Consider the following 16,330-nt stretch of genomic DNA (forward strand, 5'->3'; position numbering starts at 1 on the left):
CCTCCTACTCATTTGAACCACATATTGTTTTAAAACGGTTGCCGGGAGTCAAAAAAACTACTGCCGTAGAGAACTATTACGGACAGATTGGCTCCGGCTGTTACTGGGGCGTGCCCGGCGGGCAGTTCTATTAACGCATTACAGTCAAGCAGCGAGCAAAGCATGCTTGGCTTTTGACCGGGGAGCACCTCAACCTCCCAGCGATCACGTTTGAAAACTAAACGCCCGCGGAGAAACCTGCGCGATCTATTGGTACTCAACGGGTAACCATTGATGCAAACGGCATTAACGGTAACTATATCGGTAAGGCCGCCCTGCAGTTTCCGGATCAAGGGTGCTACCAGGATTTCATAGCCTACCGCACAGGCTGCAGGATTTCCGGATAGAGTAACAACCAACCTGTCCTTCCAAACCGCCCCTCCATTATGGGCTCCCGGCTACATCCGTACTCCCCGGAACAGAGACGAAGCCCAAAAGCCGCTTCGGACTGGCAGCCCAGGCCGCTGAGGCCCATAAAGGCCAGCGATCGGGGACCGTATTCGCCCACTATGAAACGAAGCTTTTCCGCAATCTCTGTGACTGCCTGGTCCCAGGAAATCTTGATAAAATTATCCCCGACCTTCTTTAGCGGGTGCGTGAGACGCTCGTCATGATGCTGAAAATAGGCAATATTAAGCCCCTTCCGGCAGGCATATCCCTGGCTACGGGGGTTGTCTTTGTCCGGCCTCACCTTGACCATGCGGTTGTTTTCAACCAACACCTCCAGCCCGCAGTTCTGTGCACAAAGCACACAGCCGGTTTTTTTCCACTCGCCCATTGTTACCCCCCTTAAATCCTGCCTTTCTCTCTGGCAATCCTTGTCATCTTTTCCTTTGTATTCTCCGGAGGAACGTGTAAAACCGGACGCCGGGCCATGGTTAACGCACCACTGGGACATGCGGAGGCACACACGCCGCAGCCTATACAAACCTCTTTATTTACTGCCGGAATTTCCGCTCCATTTCCGTTATCCAGCATGGTGATAGCCTGTATATGGCAGCTGTCTGCGCAGGTACCGCAGCCCACACAAGTTTCAGATTCTAATACGGGAATAAAGTTACTGGGGTGTGTGACATATGATCCAAATTCTTTTATGCCGGTCAGAATTACGCAACAGCAGCCGCAGCAATGGCACATGTAAGCAGGTTTATTCATTACGTTATCACAATTATGCACCAATCCAAGCTTTTCTGTTTCATCAAGCACCCGCAGCAAATCGTCCACCGTGGCTGGTTTTCCCATACCTCTGCGGATTACCCACTCGGCAGCGCTGCCAAGGGAAGTGCAGACCTCGAGAGGTGCTCCACAGGCCTTGCCCAGGTGGGCTGCTTTATGACGGCAGGGGCATATGGAGATGGCGCCTCCGCCGGACTGCCGGATAATTTCGCTGGCCCTTTCGTAGGTCAAAACCTCAGTTTCCACAGCTAAAGGTATTAGACGTTCATAAACCAGAGTCCGCATCATCTTGGTTTCCGACCTGCCCATCTCTTCCCTGACTTCTTTGTTATTAAAGTAAGTTTGGAAAAGCTCCGCTAAATCCTTCATGTTTACATCGTCCCGCACCCGCATGAAGGTATATTCGAAGAACCCTATCACCACCGGAGCCAACATGTAATAGAAAGTGTCTTTGCGGGGGATATCCAGTATCAATCCCTTTTCAGCCATACCATCCAGTATATTTTTCAATTGGTCCGCACTGATCCCGGTAATACCGGCAATCTGATTCAGCGTAACGGGAAGAATAGGAAATTTGCTACCCACCAGAGCCTCGCTTTCAGTATAAAGACGGTACAAAATAGCCATCAGGGTCTCATTCACCGGTGCTCCTTCCGGACTCTTGCTCAGGCGCTCGGCCAACAACCTGTAAACCTCGTCCTTGTTATGAGTTAAGTGTCCCATGCCCATGCCCTCCTTGTAAAATTAAGTGATTAGGTAACCGGCAAGCTTCTCCGTCACCTTCTTAAAGGTTTATTATTTATTGCTATCCCATTCATATGCTTCAAGCCAATCCTCCGAAGCATTCTTTTTATCAACATAATCCAAACGCGCCAGCCGATCCGGTATGCCGGTAATGGTGGCACCGTTCATTTACATTACTACTCTATTGACCATGTGACCCTGCTTAAATTATAAATTGTATCTAAATTATTGATATGTGAACTATATGGCCAAAAAAATTACTTACAGTACTCCTGAATTTTCTTCACAAAAGACATGAGTCCATTCCATTCCTCCTTATTTAAAGCTAATTTCATACTCTCATTGAGATCTTTAGAGATGGGAAGTATTTGTTCGGCAAGATTTCTCCCTTTTTGAGTAAGGCTTATCTGAAAAGCCCGCCGGTCCTCGGGATCAACTCTTCTTTTTAAAAGATCTTCTTTCTCCATTCTATCAATTAGACCTGTGACGGCTGAACTATCCAGGAACAGGTATTCAGCCAGCCCCTTTACCCCTAAACCGTCTTTTTCGTAAAGCGCCAAAAGAATAAATGATTGAGCCAATGTAAGTCCATAGTCAGAATACTTGGCATTATAGTATTTTTGAAGCACCCTGGCAGCAATTCCCACTTGAAAGCAAATATATTCATGAAAAGCAGGCAACGTTTAACCTCCTTCATAATATTTTAGATATCATTAATTAACTAATTTAATTTTGGCATATCAATAAATCTTTGTCAATACATTTTTGCATTTCCTGATTATGGGGCGAGTTTTACGAAACAGCGTGCCTGGAAGCCTATGCCCAATAACGACAAGTGGTTCAGGGATTGCAGAAGTATTACTCCTCCAGTGAGAACGTGGAAAAATGGGCTGAAAAAGCGAAGCCCCGCAATTCCTTGCGGGGCCTGGTTTTACGTGGTGCGCTTGGAGGGACTCGAACCCCCGACACGCGGTTTAGGAAACCGCTGCTCTGTCCTGCTGAGCTACAAGCGCGTCATGTTCATATTAAGCAACCGGCGTTGCCGGCAAATTTACTTGACAACAAACCTTACTCCGAGAATACACAGTGCAGCGACACAACAATAGCTTATGTGTCGCTGCACTTTTGGCGTGCCTGGAGGGACTCGAACCCCCAACCTTCTGATCCGTAGTTTTGTGACACCTAAAAACTACCAATTCCGCAACCCTTGCAAAATCCCGCAAACCCGCGTCCCCCAAGGGATAGCGGGTTTTTGTAATTCCCTTCCAATCCCTTTAAATACCCCCGAATTTTATGTTTTCCCTCCCCAATTGTCGTAAAACTGTCGTAAATTTTCAACCCCTGCAGCCCGCGTCCCCCAAGGCTTGCGGTACTTTCCGGAATTAAAAAAGCACTTACTTTTAGGATTGCTCACCTCAAAAGGTGCGCTGATCAGGGTTGTTCACCCCAAACAAACGGGGACAAAAAATTATTTTCCAAGACAAAACTAAAGGAGGCGTTGTAACATGATAGACCCCGGTAAAAGTTGGAATGACCTTCCCTTAACCTTAACCCCGCGAAGGAACGGTATAAGCTGGAATGATCTACCTTTGACCCTGACCCCGCGAGATATTGCGAGAGTGTTGGGCCTTGGCCGTAATAAAGGCTACCAAATTTTCCAGTTGCCGGATTTCCCCGCCATACGGATTGGCCGCTGCCTGCGCGTTACCCGCGAGGCTTTCATTCGCTGGCTGGAAACTCAACAACGATAAAAAAACAAAAACCCCCGGCGGCGGACCGGGTAGGGAAGGAAGGTGCAAGATTGTCTGAAACCATTATATCACAATATGCGGATAATTTGCTACTGCAAGCAGCGTTAAAATATGCAGAACATGGCTGGCCGATTACCCCCCTCTGGTGGCCCACGGCAAACGGCAAGTGTGCCTGCGGCAACCCGGACTGCCGGACCCCTGGCAAACACCCAATCCTGCGGGATTGGACAAACCAAGCATCAACCGACCCGGCACAAATCCTAAAATGGTGGCAGCGCTGGCCCCGTGCGAATGTGGGCATTGTGACCGGTGAACGTTCGAGAATCCTGTTGCTGGACGTGGACGTGAAGGGCGACGGACCGGCAACCCTGGCTAAACTTGAAGCCGAGCATAGCAAACTGCCCGATACCCCGGAAACAATCACGGGCAGCGGTGGCCGGCATGTGTTGTTTAAATACCCCCAGGGGCGGACAATCACCAACCGGGCACGCTTTGCCCCTGGCCTGGACACCCGGAGCAACGGCGGCATGTTTGTGGCCCCGCCGAGCCTGCACGCCAGCGGGGGGCGGTACGAGTGGAAAATATCCTTCGAGAACCAGCCATTGGCCGACCCCCCCGAATGGCTGCTAAACTTGATGGACAAACCCAGGGTGGCGGAACCCCCCGCCGCCCACGAAAGGGGAGTAATTACCCAGGGGGAGCGGAACGACACGCTAACCTCCCTGGCCGGGAGCATGCGGCGGCGTGGGATGACGTACGATTCCATTTTGGCTGCCCTGCTTGCCGAAAACCGGCGGCGGTGCAGCCCGCCGCTGGATGATGCGGAAGTGGAAAGAATAGCGCGGAGTGTGGCCCGGTACGAACCGGAGCAAAAATCGGTAAACGCTGATGGTGAAGCCGGGGGGAAGGGTGAGAAAAAAGGCCAAGCGGACCTTTTAATTGAACTGGCCGAATCAGCGGTTTTATTCCACGATGACCTGCAAGAGCCCTTTGCCCTCGTGGAAGTTGACGGACACGGCGAGATATGGCCGTTAAAGAGTAAATTCTTTAAACGGTGGCTGAAATATCAATTTTATAAGCAGGCCGGGAAATCCCCAACCTCGGATGCTGTGAATCAAGCCTTGGGGGTTATCGAAGGCAAGGCATGTTTTGAAGGTCCGGAACACAAGTTAAACCTCCGGGTGGCCGAGCATAACAATGCCTTTTGGTACGACCTGGCCGACAACCAATGGCGAGCGGTGAAAATAACTCCCGACGGGTGGCGGATAGTTGACCGGCCCCCTATCCTGTTTAGGCGACACAAAAACACTGCCCCGCAAGTGGAACCGCGCGAGGCGAGGGACGGAATCTGGCGACTGTTGGACTTTGTGAACCTGAAAAATAAGGCAGACAAATACCTGCTGGCGGTTTACATCGTTACTTGTCTGATTCCAAATATCCCTCACGCTATCCCCCCCTTCTATGGGGAAAAAGGGGCAGCCAAATCAACAGCCCTGCGGGTGTTGCGTCGAATTGTTGACCCGGCACGGCAAGAACTTCTTACACTGCCAAAGGATAAAAACGAGCTGGTACTTCAGCTTGCGCATAACTACATGCCTGCGTATGATAACCTGGATGGTTTACAGCCCTGGCAATCGGACCTATTCTGCTGTGCTGCAACTGGTGGTGGAATAAGCAAACGTGAGCTTTACACGGATGACGAAGAAGTAATCCTCTCTTTCCGCCGTTGCGTCACATTAAACGGCATTAACTTGGTGGCAAATAGATCGGACCTACTAGACCGTTCAATCCTTTTTGAACTGGAACGGATTAGTCCGGATAAGCGGCGGGAGGAATCGGAGTTTTGGCAGGAGTTTGAAAAAGCACGACCCTACATAATGGGAGGAATTTTCAAAACCCTGGCCCGTGCTATGAGGATTTATCCCACGGTGAAGCTGGACAAGTTGCCAAGAATGGCCGATTTTTGCAGGTGGGGGTATGCTGTGGCCGAGGCCCTCGGTATCGGCGGCGAAGTTTTCCTGGATGCGTACCAAGACAATATTAGTCGAGCCAATGAGGAAGCCATAGCCGGGAGTCCGGTGGCCGCCGCGGTGGTTGCCCTGATGAGGGGACGCAATGAATGGAGCGGAACAGCAACGGCGTTATTATCCACGCTTGATAAGGTGGCCGAAACCGAGAGGATTAACACCAAGGGGAAAGGGTGGCCCCGTGCAGCCAATGCTTTGTCGAGGCGTTTAAGGCAGGTTAAAAACAATCTGCTGGACGCGGGCATTGTTTATGACGTTACCCGGAATGAAAATAACAGCGTCCACATTATTATCCGTAAAGTTAGCGAAAATATCTCCGGAACCTCCGGAATCTCCGGAACCCAGGCAGGACAAGCCTTTCAGGTCCGGAGATATTCCGGAGATATTGCAAAGCCCGGAGATAATATCTCCGGAAAACCTCCGGACCGGGAGCCTTACAGCGGCAAGGTTTCCGGAGATTCCGGAGATACGGGAGATTTTTTCGGTACCTTAAGGGGGGAATATACCCTTGATGAACTCCCAATTGATTAATGAACTTGCCCGGCACGGCGTGGCCGTTCACATAGAGGGGGGGCGGGTGCGGGTATCCCTCCCCTGGCCCCCTGAAAAAATCCCGGCGGAGGTTAAGGCCCTGCTGCGGGAACTTAAGGCACGAGAACAGCACGGGCAGTTATGGTCCGAACCCGCCGCCCTGGCACAATTCCGCGCGGCATTGGACCGGATCCGGCGGCGATTTCCCCCCGACTGCATTGGCTGGGTGAAACAGAACCAGCCCCGACTTTGGCAGGCGGTGTTGGCCGCGCAAAAGGAATTTGACCAGGCGTTTCACGGGCAGGACATGACCGGCTGCCGGCGGGCGGCGGCTGGTTACGAGCAAGCCTTTGGTATGTTGGTTACTACATACGAACAGCAGCGGGTACTAACCACGGAGGAAGCCATTGCCGCGTTCGGCTGCGGGCGGGTGTGGGACCTGCCCCCGGGGAAAGCGGCGGTGCTGGATACGGTGTTTGCTAAGAGGGGGATTCGGTGGCAAAAATGCGTTACATTGAAATAAGGCTAACCAAGTGCAGGCTTTTCTTTACCGAACAGGAACTGCAGCAAATATTACAGCATGAACCTGAACTGTGGCAGGAAGCCATACGGCGAGGTAAGGCGTTTACCCGCGCGCGGGCGGCAAAAATTCGAAGTTATAAGGGGGACCAGTAATGGTTTTATGGGACAGTTGGTTAATGTTCCTTTTTTCCGGTATATTGGTTGTCTGGATATGTTTTAAATGACATATGAAAGGCGGTGACCCGGTATGAAAGACGGCATTATCCTCCCCCGCCCCCTGCTAGAATCCACGTTTTGGCGCAAGCTAACCCCCCAACAGCGGGCGGCGGTGATTGAGTTGTTGGCGGCGGCGGCGACGGAACCGGTCCGCTTTTATGCGGGAACCAACCGTTGGGAGACCTTACAGCCCGGAGAAGTACGTTTTCGCGCTGACCGTGGCCTTTGTGGACTAACTGGGCGGCAGGTGCGGAATCTGCTGACCAAGTTGGAGAAGGCCGGTTTAATCGAATACAGCACTCATGCAGGCGGGGCGGGCGGCGGGTATACGTTGGTTGAATGGTTAAATTGGATACAATATTCCGACCCTGATGTTTACGAAAGGTAAGGCGACGCGGCAGACATATGGCACTTTAGTGCGTTAAAGTGGTAAAGCGGATGGTGCAGAAATAACCGGATTTACCCCTTACAAAAACTTGATTATGGATATTTTTTCTGGTAATATAAGAATAAATAACTATATAGGTGATTCTCATATGCACATTAGATGGCAAATCAAAAAAGGCAACCCGTATGGTTACTTGCGCGAAGTTTATTGGGACAAAGAAAAAAAGGCCGTGCGGACACGAGCAGTTTACCTTGGAACCACCCTGGCCGAAGCTGAACGCAAGTTGGACGAATACCTTACCAGCGGTAAGGTGGCCCTGCCCGCCCTGGAGCAACGAAAACTACTGGAGCAACTACGGGAAACAGCCCCCGAGCAGGCCCTTAAGCCAAAGCGTGACATACCATTGGAAAGCACTATTAGGTTACTTACCCGCCAGCGGGACAAGTATAAAGATACCAGGCCGGACATTGCAAAGCCGTTGGAGGCGGCAATCAAGGCCCTGGAAAAATTGAAGGAGGGATAAGACATGGCACGGCGTGGAAACGGTGAGGGGACTATTTGCAAGCGCAATAACGGCACATGGGAGGCAAAAATCACTATTGGCTATAACCATGAGGGCAAACCAAAACGGCTGACCAAGTATTTCAAAACCCGCAAAGAGGCCCAGGAATGGCTTGCCAAGATTCAGCACGAAAAGGCCACGGGAAAATTCGTTGAACCCCACAAAACGACTGTGGGCGAATGGCTGGAACGGTGGTTGAATGATTACGCAAAACCCAAAACACGGGTGACGACATGGAATAGTTACGAGGCCCTTATCAGGCAGCACATTAAACCCGTCGTTGGGGATATTCCCCTGGTCCAATTGCAACCGGCTGATTTACAGCGTTTATACAACTTTAAGCGAGAAAGCGGCAGGCTGGATGGCAAAGGAGGTTTATCCCCCCGTACGGTAAGATACCTGCACACGGTAATTCATGCAGCACTGGCCCAAGCGGTTAAGGAAGGTTTGATTTACAGGAATGTTGCCGAGGCTGTAACACTCCCAAAGCAAGAGAGAAAGGAGTTAAAACCCCTCACCAGGGAACAAACCCTACAATTTTTAGATGCTGCCAAAGAGGACAGGTTATATCCCGCCTTCCTGCTGGCCGTATATAGTGGCCTGCAGCGAGGCGAATTACTGGCCCTTAGATGGCAGGACGTTGATCTAAAAGAGCATACTATTACTATCAGGCAGTCGATCAACAGAACTTACGTCAGCGGCGGGGGGACAAAAACAAAATTAACTTACCTGCAGCCCAAAACGGAAAAGTCGAGGCGGACGATACCAATACCCGCCGAGGTGGTACAGGAATTAAGGCGGCATAAGGCTAAACAAGCAAGGAAAAAACTGCTTGGTCAAACATGCAGGGAAACCGACCTGGTGTTTACTGCCGAAAAAGGCGGACCTATTGACCCGCGAAACCTTGCCCGAAAGTTTGAAACCTTGCTGAAAAAAGCCGGATTACCAAAGGTACGATTTCACGACTTACGGCACGGATTCGCAACAATGCTTTTGAAAGCGAACGAACACCCTAAAACCGTACAGGAGCTTTTAGGCCACAGCACAATAACAACGACCCTGGATATTTACAGCCATGTTGACGAGGATATTAAAAAGCGGGCAGTGGAAAAAATCAGCTATATGCTGCAAAAAGAAAAATCCCCCCATGCCAGGGGATAACAAACAAACGACCCATTTATAAGCACCAGGCAGCACCCTGGTGTTTTTCCTTTTTCGGCTGGTGCGCTTGGAGGGACTCGAACCCCCGACACGCGGTTTAGGAAACCGCTGCTCTATCCTGCTGAGCTACAAGCGCACATTTTTCCGTTGTCGTAAAACTGTCGTAAATTGCCGTTTTGCTGTAAGTGGTTGAACCCGCAAACCCTTGATTTTACTGGCGTGCCTGGAGGGACTCGAACCCCCAACCTTCTGATCCGTAGTCAGATGCTCTATCCAATTGAGCTACAGGCACTTAAAAGCTGTTTCATTAATGCCGCAGGTATTATTTTAACAAAGACGCTTGCCAAAGTCAACCCGGAAATGACTGGCGCCTTAGTGTAACTTGTACTTAAAGTAATAGCTGGAGCGGGCGGCCACAAGCGGAACATTGTGCATTGTAAAACCACGGAACTAATTCCGTGGTCCTAACTTGGCGGAGAGAGAGGGATTCGAACCCTCGATACGGGTTTTAGCCCGTATAATCGCTTAGCAGGCGACCGCCTTCGACCTACTCGGCCATCTCTCCGTAAACAATATAGTAAATCAGTGGCGGAGGAGGTGGGATTCGAACCCACGGAACCCGCAAAGGTTCAACGGTTTTCAAGACCGCCTCCTTAAACCGCTCGGACACCCCTCCAGCTAAACCTGCTTAACCAGAGACATATAAAAGTATAACACAGCGGCAAAGACGTGTCAATAAACCCGCATCTCCCGGAATCATGTTAATTTATCTCTATTTTGCCACCCATGTATGGCTGCAGCGGTGCCGGTATTTTCACGGTACCCGCCCCGGTCTGGTAGTTTTCCAGGATAGCGGCCACCGTACGGCCCACTGCCAGCCCGGAGCCGTTCAGCGTGTGCACAAACCGGGGCTTGCTCTTGCCCACCCGGTACCTGATGTTGGCCCTCCGGGCCTGGTAATCCGTAAAGTTGCTGCAGGAGGAGATCTCCTTGTAGCTGTTATAGCTGGGCAGCCAAACCTCTATGTCATAAGTTTTGGCGGCGCTGAAACCAAGGTCGCCGGTACTGAGCGTCACCACACGGTAAGGCAACTCAAGCAACTGCAAAATCCTTTCCGCATTGGCCGTCAATTTTTCCAGCTCTGCGTAGGAATCCTCGGGCCGGGTAAATTTAACCAGCTCTACCTTGTTGAACTGGTGCTGCCTGATCAACCCGCGGGTATCGCGACCTGCCGCTCCCGCCTCGGCCCTGAAACAGGCGCTGTAGGCGCAGTGATAGATGGGCAGTTTGTCCCCATCTAAAATTTCGTTATTATAAAGATTGGTCACCGGAACCTCGGCGGTGGGAATTAGGTAGTAATCCGTGTTCTCCACCTTGAACATGTCTTCGGCAAATTTGGGCAGTTGTCCCGTGCCGATCATACTGTTGCTGTTGACCATGAACGGCGGAAAAATCTCAACATAACCGTGCTCCCTGGTATGCGTATCCAGCATAAAATTGATCACGGCCCGCTCCAGCGCCGCCCCGGCCCCCTTATAAAAAGTGAACCGGGCACCCGTAACCTTGCCACCGCGTTCAAAGTCGATGATATCCAGGGCCTCTCCGATTTCCCAGTGGGGTTTCGGGTTAAAGTCAAACTGCCTGGGTTCGCCCCAGCGCCTGATCTCCACATTGTCGTTTTCATCAAGACCTACGGGCACGCTTTCGTCGGGAATGTTGGGGATCCCCAGCAAAGTTTGCTGAAGTTGCTGCTCCAAGAGGCGAATTTCCTCATCCATTTCCTTGATGGCAGCAGAAACCTCGCGCATTTCCAGCACCAGGTCTTCGGCCAGCTTACCAGCCTTTTTCAGGCGTCCTATTTCTTCCGAGACCACGTTGCGCTTGTTTTTAAGTTTTTCAGCCTCGGCAAGTTTTTCCCGCCAGCGCTCGTCAAGCGCCAGGAAGGAATCCAGTGAAATATTGGTATTCCTTTTTTTGAGTGCCTCCTTCACAACATCCGGGTTATTGCGTACAAATTTCAAATCAAGCATGGCCAAAAACCTCCACCGTAAACAGCTAATTCAAACTCCAAAACAAAAATGCCGGCCTGAGCCGACATAATTATACCATATTTATGCAACCATGTAAAACTACAGGCTTACAAACTTCACATCGAGAACGCCGTCTATTTCGGCGATCGCTTTAAGGGTATCTTCCGGCACCGGCGCGTCCACCGACAGCATCATCACGGCCTTGCCGCCCACTTCCTTGCGTCCCACCTGCATGCCCGCGATATTAATGTTGTGCTCCCCGAACAACATGCCCACCGGGCCGATAATCCTGGGCTTGTCAATGTGTGGAACGTAAAGCATGTATCCCTCGGGCTTGGTGTCTATCCGGTAGCCATCCACCATGACGATCCTGGGTTCGTTGTCCCGGAACAATGTGCCGGACAGCGATTTTTCTCCCTTGTCGGATATCACCTTCAAAGTGATTAGGCTAGCGTAACCATTTGCCGCACCGTTAACCGTTTGGGTAACACTGATGCCGCGGTTCTTGGCCAGCAGCGGCGCGTTAATGAAGTTGACCGATTCCTGAAGAATGGGATCCAAAAACCCCTTGACCAATGCCGTGGTTATGGGTTTAACTTCTTCACCGGCCAGTGCCCCGCTATAGGTAATTTCAAGTTTGGTGACCCGGCCTTCCACAAGTTGCGCCTGGAACTTACCCAGCTTCTCCGCCAGCTTCAGGTAAGGCTTGACTTTGGCCATCACATCGGGACTTATGGATGGGATGTTTACAGTATTGCGCACAACCTTGCCCTGCAGCGCTTCCACAATTTCTTCCGCCACATCCAGGGCCACGTTAAGCTGAGCCTCGGCCGTGGATGCGCCCAAGTGCGGCGTGGCGATGAAGTTGTCCAGTTCCAGCAGGGGACTTTCGGTGTTGGGCTCTTTTTCAAAAACATCCAGAGCAGCCCCGGCCACCTTGCCGGACTTCATATACTTGTACAGTGCTTCCTCATCAACAATACCGCCGCGGGCGCAGTTGATGACCCGCACGCCGTCTTTCATCAGAGAAAAGGCCCGTTCATCCAACATATGATATGTTTCCTTGGTTTTGGGCATGTGGATGGTGATAAAATCAGCCGTTGAAAGCAACTCTTCAAAAGCTACCAGCCTGATGCCCAGTGATTCCGCCTTTTCTTCACTGATATAGGGGTCATAGGCAACGATATCCATTTCCATGGCCTGGGCCCGCTTGGCCACCGCCGAGCCGATCCGCCCCAGGCCGATGATGCCCAGCGTTTTACCCCGCAGTTCCACTCCCAAAAAGGCCTTTTTATCCCACACCCCGTTTTTCATCTTGGCCACGGCCTGAGGTATATTTCTGGCCAGCGCCAGCATCATGGCGATGGTATGTTCCGTGGCGGCTATGGTATTGCCGTCCGGGGCGTTTACCACCAGCACGCCCCGCTGGGTGGCGGCGTTGAGGTCGATGTTGTCCACGCCCACGCCGGCCCGCCCGACTACTTTCAGTTTAGGAGCGTTTTCCAACACCCTGGCGGTTACCTTGGTGGCGCTGCGCACAATCATGGCGTCGTATTCGCCGATAATCTCCACCAGTTCATCTTCGGTCATTTTTTTCCCGATTACCACTTCAATGTCGGGCTCTTTCCGCAAAGGCTCCAGACCCTTTTCGGAGACATTGTCCATAACCAGTACTTTATATTGAGCCATTATGATTGCACCCCCAGAAAAACTTGTTGCGCCGCCCTGACCCCGGCACCCAATTCCACCGGGTAACCAACCCGGGCCAGCGCCATTTCTAGACCGCTGATGGCGATCAGCACATCCATTTTACCGGCAAATCCCATATGGGCAATGCGGAATATTTTGTTCTTCAACTGGGCCTGGCCGCCCGCAAAGGTAATGCCATATTCCTTCGTCAGCACTTTGCGGATATCGTCCGCCCCGATTCCATCGGGCGCGTAAACCGATGTAACCACCGGCGAAGCGTAATAATCCTCGGCCATCAGCTTTAATCCTAAAGCCCGGATGGCGGCCCGGGTGGCGTCCCGTAACAGCTTGTGCCGGGCGTAGACATTGTCCAGGCCCTCCTCCAGCATCATATCCAGCGCCGCGTTAAGGCCGACGAACAGCGATACCGCCGGTGTGTAGGCTGTATTCCATTTAGCGTATGATTTTCTGGCTTTTAATAAATCAAAATAATAGCGGGGCGACTTGTTGTCTTCGATTTTTTCCCACGCCTTTTGGCTTATGCTCTGGATGGCCAGCCCCGGGGGGAGCATCAGCGACTTCTGGGAGCCAGTGGTCAGAATGTCCACGTGCCATTCGTCCACCTTGATTTCAATACCGCCCACACCGCTCACCCCGTCCACCACCAGCAGAGCCGGGGTTTGGGCCACTATTTTACCGATGCTTTCAATGTCATTGACCACACCGGTGGATGTCTCATTCTGGGTGGCGAAAACAACCTTGATATCCGGGTGTTCTTCCAGTTTTTCCTTGACGGCTTGCGGGTCGACACAGGTTCCCCACTCGAAATTTATTTCGATCACTTCAGCGCCATACGCCCTGGTCAATTCCGACCAGCGCTCGCCGAACTTGCCTCCCACCAGGGTTAATACTTTATCCCCGGGATTAACGGTATTGGCCACGGCCGACTCCATGCCGCCGGTTCCGGAGCTGGTTAAAACAAAAATTTCATTTTTGGTCTGAAAGAACTTTTGTAATTTGGCCACAATTTCCTGGTGCAAATTTTGGAAATCCTGGGTTCGATGACCAAACATCGGTGTGGACATGGCCGCCACAACCTTTGGCGGAACGGGTGTAGGCCCCGGAATCATCAAATAATTTTTGCCTTGCATATGTAGTCCTCCTTCTTAAATATTCATTGTGTTTTTTAATATCAATAATGTTGTTAATAATAATCAACCCAAAAATAAAACCCCCCATCCCTGAAAAATCAAACAGGGACGAGAGGTATTCTCCCGCGGTGCCACCCAGATTGACCCGGTTTGCTGACAAATCCAGGCCCTCTTCATTCGGATAACGGAATAAACCCGTGTCCGCCTACTGCTTCTTTCAGCGGACCCCCTTCGGGGAGCCTTCTTCGCCGAATACAACCACCGGTTTACACCGCCCACCGGCTCTCTGCGGGTTGGATACGGTTACTGTACCCCTGCACTGGGTTTTAAATATGATAATTTACTAATAAATATTACTACACCCGTCTTGTTTTTGCAACAGTTTTTTAAAATTGGTTCATTTAGCAACTTCTTCTAAGAAATACTTGTGCAGTCTTAAATCATCCGTTAATTCGGGATGGAATGCCGCCACCAGAAACTTTCCCTGCCTGGCGCAGACAATCTTCTCTCCATAGTTTGCCAGCACCTCCACCCCATTGTCCACACTTGTAATATAAGGCGCCCTGATAAATACGGCCCGGTAAGGCTGTTCACCTAAGACCGTTAATTCCAAATCCGTTTCAAAACTTTCCACCTGGCGGCCGAAAGCATTGCGTTCCACCTCTATGTCCATCAGGGCCAGTGTTTCCTGCCGGGAATTCTTTATTCTTTTGGCCAGCATGATCAGCCCGGCACAAGTGCCAAATATTGGCATTCCTTCCCGCGCCAGCCCTCTGACCGGTTCCATCAGGTCAAAATCATTTAACAATTTACCTATGGTGGTACTTTCTCCACCGGGAATTACGAGCGCTTCAATTCCTTCCAGTTCTTGTGGTTTTCGCACCTGCCGGGTTATAACACCGCACTTTTCCAGTGCCCACTGGTGCTCCCGGAAGGCACCTTGTAAAGCAAGTACACCTATCTGCATTTATTAAAACCCCTCGTTACCAGCCTCTATCCTGCATCCGTTGCTCAGGAGATATGGTGGCTATTTCTAATCCGGGCATGGCTTCGCCCAGATCTTTGGAGATTTCAGCCAGTATCTTCGGATCGTTGTAATGGGTGGTGGCGGCAACAATGGCCTTGGCCCGTGCCTTGGGATCCTTGGATTTAAAAATTCCGGAACCGACAAAAATTCCGTCACAACCCAGCTGCATCATTAGGGCAGCATCGGCAGGCGTGGCAATCCCACCGGCGGCAAAGTTAACCACAGGCAGTCTCCCGGTATTAGCCACCTCTAGCAGCAGCTCGTAAGGCGCGCCCATTTCCTTGGCCACGCTCATTAATTCTTCTTTAGGCATATTCTGTACCCGGCGTATTTCTCCCATTACCATGCGCATATGTCGCACGGCTTCAACAACATTGCCGGTGCCCGGTTCACCCTTGGTCCGGATCATGGCCGCACCCTCAGCTATACGACGCAGCGCTTCGCCCAGGTTACGGGCGCCGCACACAAATGGCACTTTAAAGGCATGTTTGTCGATATGATGTTGTTCATCCGCCGGCGTAAGCACTTCACTTTCGTCTATATAGTCAACGCCCAGTGCTTCAAGTATCTGGGCCTCCACAAAGTGGCCGATCCTGGCCTTGGCCATGACAGGTATGGTAACGGCATCCATAATCCGCAGTATAATGCTGGGGTCCGCCATGCGGGCCACTCCGCCTGCGGCGCGGATATCCGCTGGTACCCTTTCCAGTGCCATTACAGCGCAGGCCCCTGCTTCTTCAGCTATTTTGGCTTGCTCCGGGGTAGTGACATCCATGATCACTCCGCCTTTAAGCATTTCCGCCAAACCTTTTTTTACCGTCCAGGTTCCCTTTTCAGCCACTGTTTCTGCCATAACATTCTCCTCCATTTCAGTACAATCACTAAAATATTTTACATTATTCCGATTGTAAAAACAAGTGGCAAGGGAATGATCATTCAGGTGCGAATTACTCAAAAAGCCCGTACCCCGACAAATACAAAAGCCCTTGGATGTTAATCCAAGAGCTTTTTCAAACTTTATTCCGGCAACGACCTACTCTCCCGGGGACAAACCCCAGTACCATCGGCGCTGGAGAGCTTAACTTCCGTGTTCGGAATGGGAACGGGTGTATCCTCTCCGCTATGGTCACCGGAAATTCCCTCAAAACTGCACAGCTTTTAGTTAGCACAAGTAAAATCTATTTATCAATGGTAGTTTGTTTTGGTTGTTTTACCAACCACCAACCACTCACCACTAACCACCAATCAGGTCAAGCCCTCGACCGATTAGTACCGGTCCGCTCAATCCCTCACGGGACTTACACGCCCGGCCTATC

At 51.2% G+C, this 16,330-nt stretch carries 16 protein-coding genes, 5 tRNA genes, 1 rRNA gene and 1 other annotated feature; of the genes, 7 read left to right on the forward strand and 15 right to left on the reverse strand.

The window, feature by feature from the left end:
- Positions 1-29: 29 nt before the first annotated feature.
- From IT084_RS19045 to IT084_RS14560, 5 genes are all read right to left on the reverse strand, one after another.
- A complete protein-coding gene (locus tag IT084_RS19045) occupies positions 30-398 on the reverse strand; it encodes a hypothetical protein (protein WP_395879923.1) in 369 nt (122 codons plus the stop codon).
- Positions 356-817, reverse strand: a complete 462-nt coding sequence (locus IT084_RS14545; protein ID WP_243276994.1) for a molybdopterin-dependent oxidoreductase — start codon at positions 815-817, stop codon at positions 356-358. Before IT084_RS14545 ends, IT084_RS19045 begins: the two co-directional genes overlap by 43 nt.
- An 11-nt stretch (positions 818-828) precedes the next feature.
- Positions 829-1,938: a 4Fe-4S dicluster domain-containing protein gene (locus tag IT084_RS14550; RefSeq protein WP_195713620.1), complete on the reverse strand. Its 1,110-nt coding sequence runs from the start codon at positions 1,936-1,938 to the stop codon at positions 829-831.
- A 278-nt stretch (positions 1,939-2,216) separates the two neighbouring features.
- Entirely contained in the window at positions 2,217-2,639 is a 423-nt protein-coding gene (locus IT084_RS14555) for a MarR family winged helix-turn-helix transcriptional regulator (protein WP_195713621.1), read from the reverse strand.
- A gap of 256 nt (positions 2,640-2,895) precedes the next feature.
- Positions 2,896-2,972: transfer RNA gene (locus IT084_RS14560), tRNA-Arg, on the reverse strand.
- A 492-nt stretch (positions 2,973-3,464) separates the two neighbouring features.
- Here IT084_RS14560 and IT084_RS14565 point away from each other — a divergent pair.
- The 7 genes from IT084_RS14565 to IT084_RS14595 all read left to right on the forward strand — a co-directional run bounded on the left by IT084_RS14565 (position 3,465) and on the right by IT084_RS14595 (position 9,117).
- Positions 3,465-3,710 (forward strand): helix-turn-helix domain-containing protein, encoded by a 246-nt coding sequence (locus IT084_RS14565; protein WP_195713622.1) that lies wholly within the window; start codon positions 3,465-3,467, stop codon positions 3,708-3,710.
- Between the two features lie 50 nt (positions 3,711-3,760).
- Entirely contained in the window at positions 3,761-6,268 is a 2,508-nt protein-coding gene (locus IT084_RS14570; RefSeq protein ID WP_243276995.1) for a bifunctional DNA primase/polymerase, read from the forward strand.
- Positions 6,246-6,791 carry a hypothetical protein gene (locus tag IT084_RS14575; RefSeq protein ID WP_195713623.1) on the forward strand — a complete coding sequence of 182 codons (546 nt, stop codon included), beginning with the start codon at positions 6,246-6,248 and terminating at the stop codon, positions 6,789-6,791. The genes IT084_RS14570 and IT084_RS14575 overlap by 23 nt, the downstream gene beginning before the upstream one ends.
- Positions 6,773-6,943, forward strand: coding sequence for a hypothetical protein (locus tag IT084_RS14580; RefSeq protein WP_195713624.1), 171 nt, complete (start codon positions 6,773-6,775; stop codon positions 6,941-6,943). Before IT084_RS14575 ends, IT084_RS14580 begins: the two co-directional genes overlap by 19 nt.
- Positions 6,944-7,037: 94 nt before the next feature.
- Positions 7,038-7,394 carry a hypothetical protein gene (locus IT084_RS14585; RefSeq protein ID WP_195713625.1) on the forward strand — a complete coding sequence of 119 codons (357 nt, stop codon included), beginning with the start codon at positions 7,038-7,040 and terminating at the stop codon, positions 7,392-7,394.
- Positions 7,395-7,542: 148 nt separating this feature from the next.
- Entirely contained in the window at positions 7,543-7,917 is a 375-nt protein-coding gene (locus tag IT084_RS14590; protein WP_195713626.1) for a hypothetical protein, read from the forward strand.
- A gap of 3 nt (positions 7,918-7,920) precedes the next feature.
- Positions 7,921-9,117, forward strand: coding sequence for a tyrosine-type recombinase/integrase (locus IT084_RS14595; protein ID WP_195713627.1), 1,197 nt, complete (start codon positions 7,921-7,923; stop codon positions 9,115-9,117).
- Between the two features lie 59 nt (positions 9,118-9,176).
- On the opposite strand, the gene IT084_RS14600 is transcribed toward IT084_RS14595, so the two are convergent.
- The 10 genes from IT084_RS14600 to rrf all read right to left on the reverse strand — a co-directional run bounded on the left by IT084_RS14600 (position 9,177) and on the right by rrf (position 16,148).
- Positions 9,177-9,253, reverse strand: a tRNA-Arg gene (locus IT084_RS14600).
- Positions 9,254-9,332: 79 nt separating this feature from the next.
- A tRNA-Arg gene (locus tag IT084_RS14605) sits at positions 9,333-9,409 on the reverse strand.
- A gap of 178 nt (positions 9,410-9,587) precedes the next feature.
- Positions 9,588-9,682, reverse strand: a tRNA-Ser gene (locus IT084_RS14610).
- Between the two features lie 21 nt (positions 9,683-9,703).
- Positions 9,704-9,793, reverse strand: a tRNA-Ser gene (locus IT084_RS14615).
- Positions 9,794-9,878: 85 nt separating this feature from the next.
- Entirely contained in the window at positions 9,879-11,147 is a 1,269-nt protein-coding gene (gene serS, locus IT084_RS14620; protein ID WP_195713628.1) for a serine--tRNA ligase, read from the reverse strand.
- A 99-nt stretch (positions 11,148-11,246) separates the two neighbouring features.
- Complete coding sequence (serA, locus tag IT084_RS14625; RefSeq protein WP_195713629.1) at positions 11,247-12,836, reverse strand: phosphoglycerate dehydrogenase; 1,590 nt, start codon at positions 12,834-12,836, stop codon at positions 11,247-11,249.
- The gene (locus tag IT084_RS14630; RefSeq protein WP_195713630.1) at positions 12,836-13,987 is read right to left on the reverse strand and encodes an alanine--glyoxylate aminotransferase family protein; all 1,152 of its coding nucleotides are present in this window, start codon (positions 13,985-13,987) and stop codon (positions 12,836-12,838) included. Before IT084_RS14630 ends, serA begins: the two co-directional genes overlap by 1 nt.
- A 101-nt stretch (positions 13,988-14,088) precedes the next feature.
- Positions 14,089-14,316 (reverse strand) — a binding site (T-box leader).
- Between the two features lie 68 nt (positions 14,317-14,384).
- A complete protein-coding gene (gene pdxT / locus IT084_RS14635) occupies positions 14,385-14,954 on the reverse strand; it encodes a pyridoxal 5'-phosphate synthase glutaminase subunit PdxT (protein WP_195713631.1) in 570 nt (189 codons plus the stop codon).
- 16 nt (positions 14,955-14,970) lie between these two features.
- Entirely contained in the window at positions 14,971-15,855 is an 885-nt protein-coding gene (gene pdxS, locus IT084_RS14640; RefSeq protein ID WP_195713638.1) for a pyridoxal 5'-phosphate synthase lyase subunit PdxS, read from the reverse strand.
- A gap of 179 nt (positions 15,856-16,034) precedes the next feature.
- A 5S ribosomal RNA gene (gene rrf, locus IT084_RS14645) occupies positions 16,035-16,148 on the reverse strand.
- Between the last annotated feature and the right edge of the window lie 182 nt (positions 16,149-16,330).

The sequence above is a fragment of the Desulfallas sp. Bu1-1 genome (genome assembly GCF_015594625.1).
GTDB lineage: Bacteria > Bacillota > Desulfotomaculia > Desulfotomaculales > Desulfallaceae > JADNRQ01.